12 protein-coding genes and 1 pseudogene are annotated in these 13,671 nt (G+C 42.2%); 7 read left to right on the top strand and 6 right to left on the bottom strand.

What is annotated here, in order from left to right:
• Positions 1–407 precede the first annotated feature (407 nt).
• Entirely contained in the window at positions 408–1,526 is a 1,119-nt protein-coding gene (gene dprA / locus H6G74_RS30380) for a DNA-processing protein DprA (RefSeq protein WP_190971227.1), read from the top strand.
• Between the two features lie 159 nt (positions 1,527–1,685).
• Here dprA and H6G74_RS30375 read toward each other — a convergent pair whose 3' ends face one another.
• Positions 1,686–2,234 carry a hypothetical protein gene (locus tag H6G74_RS30375; protein ID WP_190971226.1) on the bottom strand — a complete coding sequence of 183 codons (549 nt, stop codon included), beginning with the start codon at positions 2,232–2,234 and terminating at the stop codon, positions 1,686–1,688.
• 390 nt (positions 2,235–2,624) lie between these two features.
• On the opposite strand from H6G74_RS30375, the gene H6G74_RS30370 reads away from it, so the two are divergent.
• From H6G74_RS30370 to H6G74_RS30360, 3 genes are all read left to right on the top strand, one after another.
• On the top strand, positions 2,625–3,698 hold the full coding sequence (locus H6G74_RS30370) for a DUF1350 family protein (RefSeq protein WP_190971225.1): 1,074 nt from the start codon (positions 2,625–2,627) through the stop codon (positions 3,696–3,698).
• A gap of 324 nt (positions 3,699–4,022) precedes the next feature.
• Complete coding sequence (locus H6G74_RS30365; RefSeq protein ID WP_190971224.1) at positions 4,023–4,574, top strand: J domain-containing protein; 552 nt, start codon at positions 4,023–4,025, stop codon at positions 4,572–4,574.
• Positions 4,575–4,593: 19 nt separating this feature from the next.
• Entirely contained in the window at positions 4,594–4,866 is a 273-nt protein-coding gene (locus tag H6G74_RS30360; protein ID WP_062289537.1) for a DUF3143 domain-containing protein, read from the top strand.
• A gap of 152 nt (positions 4,867–5,018) precedes the next feature.
• On the opposite strand, the gene H6G74_RS30355 is transcribed toward H6G74_RS30360, so the two are convergent.
• The 3 genes from H6G74_RS30355 to lysA all read right to left on the bottom strand — a co-directional run bounded on the left by H6G74_RS30355 (position 5,019) and on the right by lysA (position 8,191).
• Positions 5,019–5,768: an isoprenyl transferase gene (locus tag H6G74_RS30355; protein ID WP_190971223.1), complete on the bottom strand. Its 750-nt coding sequence runs from the start codon at positions 5,766–5,768 to the stop codon at positions 5,019–5,021.
• The gene (gene cdaA, locus H6G74_RS30350) at positions 5,765–6,688 is read right to left on the bottom strand and encodes a diadenylate cyclase CdaA (RefSeq protein WP_190971222.1); all 924 of its coding nucleotides are present in this window, start codon (positions 6,686–6,688) and stop codon (positions 5,765–5,767) included. The genes H6G74_RS30355 and cdaA overlap by 4 nt, the downstream gene beginning before the upstream one ends.
• Positions 6,689–6,781: 93 nt before the next feature.
• Positions 6,782–8,191, bottom strand: coding sequence for a diaminopimelate decarboxylase (gene lysA / locus H6G74_RS30345; protein WP_190971221.1), 1,410 nt, complete (start codon positions 8,189–8,191; stop codon positions 6,782–6,784).
• A 241-nt stretch (positions 8,192–8,432) separates the two neighbouring features.
• On the opposite strand from lysA, the gene H6G74_RS30340 reads away from it, so the two are divergent.
• The 3 genes from H6G74_RS30340 to H6G74_RS30330 all read left to right on the top strand — a co-directional run bounded on the left by H6G74_RS30340 (position 8,433) and on the right by H6G74_RS30330 (position 12,535).
• A complete protein-coding gene (locus H6G74_RS30340) occupies positions 8,433–9,128 on the top strand; it encodes a Uma2 family endonuclease (RefSeq protein WP_242051391.1) in 696 nt (231 codons plus the stop codon).
• A 16-nt stretch (positions 9,129–9,144) separates the two neighbouring features.
• Positions 9,145–9,690 carry a ribosomal protein S18-alanine N-acetyltransferase gene (gene rimI / locus H6G74_RS30335; RefSeq protein WP_190971228.1) on the top strand — a complete coding sequence of 182 codons (546 nt, stop codon included), beginning with the start codon at positions 9,145–9,147 and terminating at the stop codon, positions 9,688–9,690.
• Positions 9,691–10,063: 373 nt separating this feature from the next.
• On the top strand, positions 10,064–12,535 hold the full coding sequence (locus H6G74_RS30330) for an ATP-dependent Clp protease ATP-binding subunit (protein WP_062289558.1): 2,472 nt from the start codon (positions 10,064–10,066) through the stop codon (positions 12,533–12,535).
• A 220-nt stretch (positions 12,536–12,755) separates the two neighbouring features.
• Here H6G74_RS30330 and H6G74_RS30325 read toward each other — a convergent pair whose 3' ends face one another.
• Positions 12,756–13,508, bottom strand: coding sequence for a hypothetical protein (locus tag H6G74_RS30325; RefSeq protein WP_190971220.1), 753 nt, complete (start codon positions 13,506–13,508; stop codon positions 12,756–12,758).
• Positions 13,509–13,563: 55 nt separating this feature from the next.
• Positions 13,564–13,671: pseudogene (locus tag H6G74_RS31985) on the bottom strand (IS982 family transposase); the annotation flags it as partial.

Below are 13,671 nucleotides of genomic sequence, written 5' to 3'. Positions count from 1 at the left end.
TTTACCAGCCTGGGGTCGCCGAATGTTTTCCCCTGAGACTCTTGTGCATGAATTAAAATTGGGTTTTCCATCTGTTTTTTCTCCTCACTTTCCTTGTCTTACTAATAGACATCTATTTATGTGTACAACTTAATTTAACTGGTCTGTTATGCCTGAAACCCTTGCAGCTACCACTTGTGTGTACACCGTAGCCCCGCTTGCGGGGAGGGGAGCGTTTGCGTCAGCAAATGCGGGGTGGGGTTCCGACTGCATTACAAGCAAGTAAGAACCGCTATAACAGTCATAACAACCCCATAACCTGTAACCTGTAACCTGTAACCTCTAACCTATCCCTTCTTTTTGAAAAAACTGTAGCTACTGCGGATGATTTGGGAATACTCAACGAGAGTGGGTGTGAGGATCAGTAAGTGGTAGAAGAACGCGCATATTGGTTAGCTTGGGGGCAAATTTCGGGAATTGGACCAGTTTTATTGCAACGTTTAAAACAGCATTTTGGCAGTTTATCTACAGCTTGGGAAGCTAGTAAAGCTGAATTGGGGGAAGTTGAGGGTTTTGGTTTGCAAACTTTGAGCAAAGTCATTAAAATGCGATCGCAGTTACATCCAGAACAATTACTTACCCAACACCAACAAGAAAACTCGCATTTTTGGACACCAGCCGATGCAGAATATCCCCGCTTATTACTAGAAACACCGAGTCCGCCGCCTGTTTTGTACTATCGGGGTGAAGTCGATTTAGCCGAGAATTTTGGACAAAAACCGATGGTGGGAATTGTTGGGACTCGTCAACCTTCAGAGTATGGGATTCGTTGGACTCGCCAAATCAGTACAGCTTTGGCGAACAATGGTTTTACCGTGGTTTCTGGGATGGCGGAGGGAATTGACACCGAAACCCACAGCGCCACAATTAAAGCTGGCGGACGTACACTCGCAGTTTTAGGAACGGGTGTAGATGTGATTTATCCCCACAAAAACCGAGATTTGTACAAGCAGATTTTAGGCGCAGGTTTAGTTTTAAGTGAATATCCCGCCAAAACCCCACCTGACCGGACTCATTTTCCGCGACGTAATCGAATTATTGCCGGCTTAAGTCGGGCAATTTTGGTGATGGAAGCGCCTTTAAAATCTGGTGCGTTGATTACTGCTACCTACGCCAACGATTTTGGCAGAGATGTTTATGCACTACCAGGAAGATTGGATGATTATCCATCCCAAGGTTGTTTAAAGTTAATTTCCCAAGGTGCTTCGATGATTGTTCGAGAATTAGATGAACTATTAACTTTGTTGGGTGCGGTACCCCAATTAGATACAGTCGCGCCTTCCCAAACCACAGAACAGTTAAGTTTGCCGAATTTATCACCGCAAATGCAACAAATAATTGATGCGATCGCCTGTAATACTTTACCCTTTGATGCGATCGTCCAAACAACCGGCATTCCTGCTAGTTCTGTTTCTGGTTTGTTATTACAACTCGAACTCATGGGTTTGGTTTCGCAACTCCCTGGAATGCGCTATCAGAAAATGTAAGAAGTCAGAACGCAGGAGTCAGAAGTCAGAATGTTGAATGAATTATTCTGACTCCTAAATTTCGACAGTTAAGTAAGTCGGTGGAAAAAAACAAAACTATATTAAGAAAGGCTAATTAACCTAAAACCCTCTTCCCTTCTGACTCCTGACTCCTGACAATTAATTTACTTTCGTCTCAGTTTTTAAAGCAGTAGAAGCTTCTGCGGATTTAATAATTCTTCTACCCCAAGGTTTCAATACAGAAACAGCAATAATCGCCAGTATAAAGCAAGTTTGAATAGCACCACCGATTAAAACACCTTTGATATCAAAATTGTACAGGGGATTGCTCAAGGCTTGCGATCGCTCAACATCTGAAATACTAGTAGCAGCGTTCAACCAAGGCCCTAACCACACAGTTCCAGTCGTAATCAAAGTCACTGTCGCAACCCATTTGAAGATGACCCAGTAATGTTTAAAAAAGCCCCAAATGGTTAGCCAACAAAGCAGTCCACCAGTCAGTAAAGACAGGTTTGCTGTGGGAATAATCACAAAATCATCCAGCAATTTCAAAGCAGCATTAACCGCATACAATTCATCACCGTTAGTAGTATGACTATTTTTTAAGGCGATCGCTATCATACACACAGCCGTACCAAACCAAATACTACCGAATGCAACATGGGCTGAAAGTAACCAGTTTTTCTGTTTAACGTTGAGCTTGGGCATAAAGTCTCCAAATTCTACTATTTTTGATGAATAATTGCTGTCTGCGTCTAGATTTTATCAACCAATCTGCCACAATCGTTCAGATGACGACACTACAAGACAATATCATCAATTGTAAAGAAAAATTACAGTTAACGTAATTATTACTTAACAAGCAGTAATTAATGACAAACCACAAACATACAGCAGAATTCAGAATCACAATCGTCTTTCTATCTCAATTCGAGAATTAAACTGTGTACTTCAGTCACTTATCATCTGCTGTAAATTACTGCTACTTCCGAATCAAATGAGATTCTGAGAAGTTATCAGTCATCTCATCTTATCTTTCTCAGGCGTGTTCTGATTCATCAGCACACCCTCAATTTATACTGTTTATCAAGCACAAACATGAAGAATTTAAAATTGAGATTTAAACCAGTTTCCTTTAGCTGGATAGCACTACATCCCCAACCTAAAGGCGTAATTCAATTCATTGGTGGAGCTTTTTTCGGCACATTTGGGCCAATGTTCTTTTATCGCTATTTGCTGGAATGTTTATATCAGCAGGGCTATACAATTATTCTCTTGCCGTTTAATTTTACTTTTGACCATTATAGGGAGTCAGGGTTTCTTATTCGAGAACAATATAAACTCATTCCAGAATTAGTCAGAATGGCAGAAGTAGCAGGTTATGAATATAAAATTTATCTAGATGATGCTAACTTTTCTTGGATAGGTCACAGTATTGGTTGTAAGTATATTGCACTTCTAGAAGCGTTTAGTGCTTTGCCGAAAGAGCCAGAAAAAATAGAAGCTTTTGTTTGGGAAATAGTCAAAGAAACTTCAGGAAATTTATCCCCAGAAAAACAAGCTAAAAAAGTTCAAAGTATCGTCAATGATTTATTAACCCTAATTCGTGACTTAGAAAAGCAACGTTCTAATGCTAAAGAGTTAACTTCTTATTACGTTAATCAAGATGTAAACCAGAATCAAACAGATTTTAATTCATCAAACGTCAAGATTAACAGCATCTTTATTAAAAGCCAAGCATCTCTACTATTAGCACCAGTGAATACTGGACTAGACAGCGCCATCAAACCCAAAACTTTAGCAGATTTTATTATCAATCTGGGTTTTAATGTTAAACCAACCCCCCAAGAAACCGAGGCTTTAATTAAAAACAGTAATTTGTTTAATTTGCTGGGTTTAGTTTATTTTCCTTTAGACAATATTGGCAAATCTACAAGGGAATGGTTTTTTAATAGCTTGCAAAAACCCCCAGAAAATTTCCGCGACAAACTCAAGGGTGGACATTTAAGACCATTAGGAATACGTATCGGTGATTTAGTTTTTAATTTTCCCGATACTCTTTCTGTACCACCTATTGAAGCCGTCAACAAAAGAAATACCGAATTTGAAACGCCTGTACTGAAATTACTGGCTGCTTTAGAACAAAAGCGCCGAGAAATGCAGAAAAAATAATGTAAGTATCAAAACACTATTGGTATTGTTGAATGTGGAGATAATTTTTTTCATTGATCACACTGCTTTCACCAATACCAATAGATAGCTTACTTTATTTTCCTTGTCTCCCTTGTCTTCCTTCTCACCCCTGTTATTCTACATACCTACACCCATTCTCAAAAAATAGTAATCCTTGACAATTATTAGATTTACTAGGAGTCTGTGCTGAAAAATAGCGTTGAATTCTAATGATTTTTCCCTCTGTGGAACAGGCAGGCAGGTTTACAATATTAGAAAAAACTTGATTGCAAACCTCAAACAGCCGTGAACCAAAACGGGGCAATGCCACAAAGTAGTGAAACCTCCTACTATTCTTTATTAGGACTGCATCCCTCAGCATCGGTAATCGACATTCGTCGTGCTTATCGGGAACTGAGCAAACGCTATCATCCAGACACTACAGAATTACCTGCGTCCCTTGCTACTGCTAAATTTCAGCAAATTAATGAAGCTTATGCTACTTTAAGCCATCCAGACAGGCGACTCAGTTATGATTTGAAAATAGGTTATTCCCGCTTTGGTGTAATTCAAGCGCCTGCGGATTTGCATCGTCCGGTGCGTTATTCTTATGATTACTCGAAATCAGCTTACCTGGATGCCAGCGATCGCCCCCTTTCTTCTGGGGAAATTTTCGCTTTATTTATTCTGGGGCTGACTTTTGTGGGATGTTTATTACTGGCGATAGCTATCGGATTCGCGCGTGGTGAGGCGGCTTTTCCAACTCAATCACCCCAACTAACCCCAAAACAGCAAATTTCTTCTCTTCCCCAATTCCCTAGTTCTGGGGAATGCCAAAACTATAACTTTCCCATCTTCAAATCAACCATTTCTTAACGCACCATCTCAAATTCTTATGTCTCTTCTGCCAGCAGATACCCCTTTATATAATCATCCTCTGCCACAAATTGAACAATGGCTAAAAGACCAAGGTTGTCAACAAGATGAAACACAACTTCATTGTTGGCGCGTGCAAAGACCTGATTGGCAAGCTGAACTGTGGCTAGATATTGAACAAATCGTAGTGAGATATCTCGAAGCTGGCGAAAATCGCCAAGAAATCCAACGCTCATTCAAGTATTCTCTCAGCCGCGAAGATATCGAACAAGCCGTATTTTCTGGCCCGTGAACTGGGGAGTGGTGAGTAGGGAGTGGGGAGTGGTAAGAGACAACGGGTCAGGGAACAGGGAGAAGCGGGAAAATCTCTGCCTTTACCCTATGTACCTTGTTTCCTTGTATCTTCTTTCACTACTCCCCATTCCCCATTCCCTACTCCCTTTGTTACACTTTCCCAAATCTCCGGTCGCGTTGCTGATAAGCACACAAAGCCCGGTGAAATTCAGCCCGGTCAAAATCTGGCCAAAGCGTCTCAGTAATGTAAATTTCTCCATAAGCCATTTGCCAGAGGAGGAAATTTGAAAGACGCATTTCACCGCTAGTACGGATTAATAAATCAGGATCATCAATTCCGGCTGTATACAAATGGCTTTCAAACACCGCTTCATCGATTTCATCTGGTTTGAGGATACCTTGCTCGACTTTTTGCGCGATCGCCCGACAAGCTTGTAAAATTTCCTGCCGTCCGCCATAATTAGTTGCCACAGAAAATTTAATACTGCGATTATTCTTTGTAGCTTCCATTGAACGGGTAATTTCTGCTTGCAGCGACTTTGGTAAAGCCTGCAAATTTCCCACAAACTGAATTTGCACATTTTCCTCGACCATTTCCCGCAGTTCTTGACGTAAAACTACTTGGAATAAAGTCATCAAAAAATCCACTTCTTCCTGCGGTCTTTTCCAGTTTTCCGTAGAAAAAGCATAAGCTGTCAGTGCTTCAATTCCCCAGTCTTTGCAACAACGTAGCAAATCCTTCAAAGCATCGACACCACGCTTATGTCCCATAATTCGCGGTAAACCTTGACGTTTAGCCCATCGACCATTGCCATCCATAATCACCGCAACGTGTTTGGGCAGTAGTTCCCGTTTCAGGTCGGGAGGCAAATATAGCAGTTCAGTTGGTTGTACAGTCATTTTTTGTCTCGTGAAGCGGTCGATGGTAATCCAAGTAAACGTGAAAATAGTACCAGTGCTTTACTACCAATCTGACGCACCCAGCTTAACAGACCAGGAGCAACTGCTTCCCGATCTACAGTTGGAGATAATCGAGCCTCTAAGGACTCTTTTAGTTTTCTAATGGTCAGTGGTCTATTTAGAGTTCCCCGTTCCGCTAAGGAAATAGAACCAGTTTCTTCTGATACAACTACACAAATACAATTTTCGACCCGCTCAGTAATTCCCATCGCTGCCCGATGGCGTGTACCCAACTGGCGCGAGGCTGTGCGTCCCGAAAGTGGTAGAATTATACCTGATGATACAATTCGTGAGCCGCGAATTAACGTCGCTCCATCATGTAACAAAGTTTTTGGTTGAAAAATTGTTTGTATAAGTTCCTTAGAGACTTCAGCATTCAGCTTAACTCCAGGCACAGAAAAATCTCGCTCGTCAATTGGGCCAGTGGTTTCCAAAATTAGCAAAGCTCCAATTCGGTTTTTGGAAAGTTCTTTCACCGCATCCACAATTTCATCAATCACACTATCAGATTTGGGGATGGATAAACTTGATGTTTGAAACAACTGGCGTAATTCTCCCCGCCCTAATTGTTCCAAAAAACGCCGAAATTCTGATTGTAAGGCTACTGCCATCGCCACAGCACAACCAATCACTAATTTTTCTAAGACAAAGTTCAGCAGTGGTAAGCCTAATCTACCACTGAGTGCTGATGCCAACATTAAAATAATAAATCCTCGCACCATCCAAAGTGTCCGGCGCTCACTAATAATCACTAGTATCATGTACGTCAGCGCCAGCACTAATACTATATCCAGAGTCCCAAGTAGCAAGGACTGTGACCATCCTAGGTTTGTCAGCCAATGCTTTGACCAATCTTTCATGACATCTGGATTATCTTTCTGTCTTTAATACTGTAGGTCATTTGTCATTTGTCATTAGTCATGAGTTTTTTGCAAATGACTAATGACCAAGGACTAATTACCTCTTTTTAGTCTTTCCGGAAGGCAATCTTGCCGAATCAAGTCTTGATAAGTTTCGCGTTGCAAAATCAAATTTGCTTCGCCGTTGGCTACTACGACGGCTGCGGGTCGGGGTAAGCGGTTGTAGTTAGATGCCATACTGTAATTGTACGCACCAGTCGCCATAACCACGAGAATATCTCCTGGTTCAGTCTTGGGTAGTTGGGCATTTTTAATTAGGATATCTCCTGATTCACAATGTTTACCAGCTACAGTGACTGTTTCTGTTACATTAGCAGACATTTTATTAGCAACTACAGCCCGATAAACAGACTGGTAAGTGATGGGTCGGGGATTATCGGACATCCCACCATCAACAGATACGTAGGTACGAATGTCTGGTACTACTTTGGTCGCGCCAACAGTATAGGCAGTAACACAAGATGTCGCAATCAGCGATCGTCCTGGTTCACATAATAGCTTTGGTAAAGGCAAATTTTCCGCCGCACAAGTTTCTTGAACAGCTGCACAAATTATTTTTACCCAATCTTCAATACTTGGGGGATCATCGGATTCTGTATAACGAATGCCTAATCCACCACCAATATTGAGTTCCGTTAAACTTAAACCATACTTAGCAGTATCGCGGAACCACTGCACCATGACAGCCCCTAAATCTTGATGGGGTTGCAGTTCAAAAATTTGGGAACCTATATGGGCGTGCAAACCTACACAATTTAAAGAAGGTTGCTTACTGACAAAGGTAAATACTTCTTCTAAGTCGTTGGGGTCGAAGCCAAATTTACTATCTAAGTGTCCTGTACGAATATATTCATGGGTATGGCATTCAATACCCGGAGTTAACCGCAGCATGATCCTAGTGCTGAGTGCTGAGTGCTGAGTGCTGAGTTCCACCAAGGTTTTTAACTCATACCAGTTATCGACAACAATTGTCACACCTGATTCAATTGCTAAAACTAGCTCTGGCTGGGATTTATTATTACCGTGGAGGTAAATTTTTTCAGGACTAACACCAGCAGCTAAAGCTGTGTAAAGTTCACCGCCAGAGACAACATCAATTCCCAAGCCTTCCGAGGCAGCGATCGCACAAACGGCTAAACAATTCCAGGCTTTAGAAGCATATAATACTTGAGATACACCAGGGTAATATTGCTTAAAAGCATCTCGGTACTGCCGACAAGCCGCACGGAGAGTTTCTTCATCTAAAATATAGAGTGGCGAACCAAACTGCTGCACTAGGGTTGTGACATCACACCCACCAATTTCCAGACAGTCATTACTGTTAACCTTAGCTGTTAAAGGTAACAGTTCCTGGTTCGGTGAAATAGTTTCGTTTGGGTTACGCTTTTGAGGCAAATACTGAGTCCCAGTATGTTGAACCTCAGTGGGGTGAGTCGATACCATAACTATGTAAGTTGTCCTTATACAAATTAAGAGCTTGAGGAAGTGTCCCGATTTTCAGTTTACCAACTCAGTGCTGAGTAAAAAGTACAAGAAAAGTTTCCCATAGCCGGAAATCAACTCTTAAGGTCAGTTAGTTTGAATGCAGCACTTTTGATCAACGCTGTTTCAGTTCACCATGATCCTTTTAATCTATTGATTATTAGGGTTTATGGCTCACGGTCAAAGTTTTGGAGAAAAAATTATGACGCTTAGTTCTCCTATGACTCTTCTATCAACCCTGCCACCTTTGGAAAACGGCGATAAACTCACCCGTACAGAATTTGAGCGTCGTTATCATGCTATGCCCAAAGAGAAAAAAGCGGAACTGATTGAAGGAATTGTTTATATGGCATCTCCGTTACGAGTGACTGGTCATGGTGAACCCCATGCTGACGTTATCATTTGGTTGGGACTTTATAAAGTAGCTACACCTGGGGTTAAACTGGCTGATAATTCCACTGTCCGCTTAGATGCCGATAATGAACCTCAACCAGATGTATGCTTGAGAATTGCCAATGGCGGACAGACGCGCGTTAGCGATGATGATTATATTGAAGGTGCGCCAGAGTTAATTGTAGAAGTTGCCGCTAGTAGTGTTTCTTTGGATTTGCACGAAAAGTTAAAAGTATACCGCCGCAATCAAGTGCAAGAATATTTAGTCTGGCGTGTGTATGATAATGAATTTGATTGGTTCAAGTTAGAGCAAGGGGAATATATCAAACTTGCGCCTAATCATGAGGGTGTGATTTACTCTCGTATCTTTCCGGGTTTATGCTTAGATAAAGCGGCATTATTAGCCGGGAATTTAGCAAAAGTTTTAGCAGTTTTGCAGCAAGGTTTGGCTAGTCCAGAACACCAAAGTTTTGTTGAAAACCTTGCCAGTAAGTCCCCCTTATAATTTTGATCAGTTAAATGTGATTTCATCAGAATTAAAATTGCGATCGCTCACAACCGATGACCTTAGTACCATCCTCGAACTCGATCAAGCTTGTTTTGGTGGTCTTTGGACTTTAGCAGGTTATCAACGCGAATTAGAAAGCCCAAACAGCGAGTTACTGGGTTTGTTTGCGCCATTGTCGAGCATTAAACTTTTGGGTATGGGCTGTTTTTGGTCAATTGTTGACGAAGCCCACATTACTATATTGGCGATTCATCCCCAATATCACCGTCAGGGTTTGGGGCAAGCTTTATTGTACGCTCTCTTGAAGACAGCCTGCGATCGCGGTTTAGAACGCGCCACCCTAGAAGTGAGAGCTTCCAATGTTGCCGCTATATCCTTATATGAGAAATTTGGCTTTAAAACGGCGGGGCGGCGACGGCGTTATTACAAAGACAACGATGAAGATGCTTTGATTTTGTGGTTATCAGAATTGCAATATCCACATTTTCAAAAAACTTTAGACCAGTGGCACACTATTGTCAGCCAACAGTTGAGTGAATTTTCTTGGCAATTGATTTAGTTAGAGGCTAGGGACTAGCCTCTAGTTAATTCATTAGAATTTTTAATAAGAAAAATTTTTATATTTTAAATAAAAAATAGTTTTAGAAAAATTTTGACTTTTAGATTCAAAATGTGCTAATAATTAATATTTGTGACTGGTAAAATTAAATTATCATAACAACGGCTAACTATTTACAACTCAAGCTGAAAAGCCAGTAAATCAAAGCTCCTCAAGTCAGTAGCCGTAGCAAAATTCATCAACAGTTGACAAATCCACCCATCAATTTGAGTAGTCTTCCTTGGATGTTGATTATCTGTGATACAGGCACCCAAAACCTTAGCCTGTGCTAAAATCAGCGTACCGGCACGACGCAGGTGATGGGAAAAATGCCATGTTTGAACGCTTCACAGAAAAAGCCATTAAGGTAATCATGCTGGCCCAAGAAGAGGCCCGCCGTTTAGGTCACAACTTTGTCGGAACCGAGCAGATCCTCCTGGGTCTGATTGGGGAAGGCACAGGAGTTGCGGCCAAGGTGCTGAAATCAATGGGTGTCAATCTCAAAGATGCCCGTATTGAAGTAGAAAAAATCATAGGCCGGGGTTCAGGCTTTGTGGCCGTGGAAATTCCGTTTACGCCACGGGCAAAGCGGGTTCTGGAACTATCCCTAGAAGAAGCGCGCCAATTAGGGCATAACTACATTGGCACCGAGCATCTGCTGTTGGGCCTGATCCGGGAAGGGGAAGGTGTAGCAGCCAGGGTGCTAGAAAACCTTGGGGTGGATCTATCTAAGGTAAGAACCCAAGTCATCCGAATGCTGGGAGAAACAGCAGAGGTTTCGGCGACCGGGCAATCGGGACGCACTAAGACTCCTACCTTGGATGAATTCGGCTCGAACCTAACCCAGATGGCGACGGACAATAAACTTGATCCAGTCGTAGGACGCGCGAAAGAAATTGAGCGTGTAATTCAAATCTTGGGTCGCCGGACAAAAAATAACCCAGTGCTGATTGGTGAACCAGGGGTTGGTAAAACCGCGATCGCCGAAGGTTTGGCGAGCCGCATTGCCAACAAAGATGTCCCCGACATCCTGGAAGACAAGCGTGTAGTCACGTTAGACATCGGTTTGCTGGTAGCAGGTACCAAATACCGGGGTGAATTTGAAGAACGCCTGAAGAAAATCATGGATGAAATTCGTCAGGCGGGTAACGTCATTCTCGTAATTGACGAGGTTCACACCCTAATTGGTGCAGGTGCAGCCGAAGGTGCGATCGACGCAGCAAATATCCTCAAACCCGCCTTGGCAAGAGGTGAATTGCAGTGTATCGGTGCCACCACCCTCGACGAATACCGCAAACACATCGAGCGCGATGCAGCCTTAGAACGCCGCTTCCAGCCAGTCATGGTAGGTGAGCCGTCAGTCGATGAAACTATAGAAATATTGCATGGACTACGCGATCGCTACGAGCAGCATCACAAGTTGAAAATTTCTGATGAAGCTTTGATTGCAGCAGCGAAATTGTCTGACCGTTATATCAGCGATCGCTACTTGCCAGATAAAGCCATCGACTTGATTGATGAAGCAGGTTCGCGCGTGCGGTTAATCAACTCCCAACTGCCCCCCGCAGCTAAAGAGTTAGATAAAGAACTGCGCCAAATCTTAAAAGAAAAAGATGATGCAGTGCGTTCCCAAGACTTTGATAGAGCCGGGGAACTGCGCGATCGGGAAATGGAAATCAAAGCCGAAATCCGCGCGATCGCCCAAAGCAAAACCAACGGTGCAAGTGGCGACGGTGTAGAACCCGTTGTTACCGAAGAAGACATTGCTCACATCGTTGCTTCCTGGACAGGTGTACCAGTCAACAAGCTCACCGAGTCTGAATCCGAGAAGCTGCTGCACATGGAAGACACCTTGCATCAGCGCCTCATCGGTCAAGAAGACGCAGTGAAAGCAGTTTCACGGGCAATCCGTCGGGCGCGTGTCGGTTTGAAAAACCCCAACCGACCCATCGCCAGCTTTATCTTCTCCGGGCCGACTGGGGTAGGTAAAACTGAATTGGCAAAATCCTTGGCTTCCTACTTCTTCGGTTCCGAAGAAGCAATGATCCGCCTGGATATGTCGGAATATATGGAACGCCACACCGTCAGCAAACTCATTGGTTCGCCTCCAGGTTACGTTGGTTATAACGAAGGTGGTCAATTAACCGAAGCTGTACGCCGTCGTCCTTATACCGTGGTGCTGTTCGACGAAATCGAAAAAGCCCACCCCGATGTCTTCAATATGCTGCTGCAAATTTTAGAAGACGGTCGGTTAACTGATGCTAAAGGTCGCACCGTTGACTTCAAGAACACCTTGCTGATTTTGACATCCAACATCGGTTCCAAGGTAATTGAAAAAGGCGCTTCCACCATCGGCTTTGAATTTAATGAAGATGCTGGTGAATCGCAGTATAACCGCATTAAAACTCTGGTTAACGAAGAACTCAAACAGTACTTCCGTCCAGAATTCCTCAACCGTTTGGATGAAATCATCGTCTTCCGTCAACTCAACCGCGAAGAAGTCACCCAAATCGCCGACATCATGCTCAAAGAAGTGTTTGGTCGCCTGACAGAAAAAGGTATCACCTTAGAAGTCACCGAACGCTTCAAAGACAGGCTCATCCAAGAAGGTTACAGCCCAAGCTACGGTGCAAGACCGTTACGTCGGGCAATTATGCGCTTGTTAGAAGATAGCCTTGCTGAAGAAATTCTCTCTGGTCGCATCAAAGATGGCGATACAGCCTTAGTTGATGTCGATGAAAACGGCAATGTGCAAGTCAGTTCTCAACAGCGCCGGGAGTTGTTACCTCAAGGAATTGAGTCGTAATTAACTTTTGGGATTGAGTCTCAAATAAATATTAGAAAACGGTAGAGGATAAATTTCTCTACCGTTTTTATTTCTTTGATTCTATTGATATAGCAATCCTCTCTGAGTTTTGAAAAAATCTTCTTTTTAACGAACCACAAAGGACGCAAAGGACACAAAGAAGGAGAAGAAAGAGAAGAAAGAAAATTTCACAAATGATTTAGGATTGCTATATCAGCCACTATGACTCATATACATCTACTGATTTTGACTGCTTTAAACTATTTTGAGTGAGATATTTAGCTCTATCCTTTAGAATTTCTACTAATCCATAAATTTCATCTAGATTTGAAATGGATTTTTTAGCTTCTTTACCATCCACATCAATAATACCGATATATTTTTTACTGGACTTAAACCAGAGTCGGCAAATAGTTTTAGATACCTTATGATCAAGGTTAATGCCAAAATAGTTTTTTGTAGCTCTGGATTGAAGTTGGCTAATATCAATAACTTCTCGTAAAATAGCCTTAACAATTAAAAAACCTTCCATTTCTTCCTCTGTTATCGAAATTTCATTTTCAGATAAAGAAGAATCTGCTTCTGTGTCTAATTCTGTGTCTTGAGTAGAAGTAGATTGTGCGCCTGAAGTTATAGTGTCAGGAAGATCAATAGCTGATTTTAATCTATCTGTGATTCGGTCATTAATAAATTCCTTGAGCGACCGCTTTGTAATTTCTGTAAATTTAGTTGTGACTGAGACAGTTAATTTTCCGGTGTATACTTGGCTGGCAAAGAATTTAACAAATTCTGGTGATGGTTCAGTAAGCTGTTCTGCCATAAGGCGTTTAATCTCTTTTGTATAAAGAAGATTTTTGGCAAAATCTGCCATCTGCTCAGGATTAAACGCTATTTTAGAAAACCGTTTAAGCTCATTCACCATAGATTCATTAAAATCCATCATGTTGAACTCGAAGAATGGTTTCTCATCCATAACATTAGTTTTCTCTGTATCAGTATAAAACCTATAGAGAATACCATTAGACGCCTTATGTGAATGAAGCCAGAGGATGCTGTTCAAAAGTAAGCACATCAATACCAAAACGCTGACGCAGAAAAAGGCGTAGAGTATGACTGGTGATTTTAGCGGCAACATG

It is taken from the genome of Nostoc spongiaeforme FACHB-130 (genome assembly GCF_014698475.1).
GTDB classification, from domain to species: Bacteria; Cyanobacteriota; Cyanobacteriia; order Cyanobacteriales; family Nostocaceae; genus Nostoc_B; species Nostoc_B spongiaeforme.
This window is presented reverse-complemented; position numbering and strand designations above follow the sequence as displayed.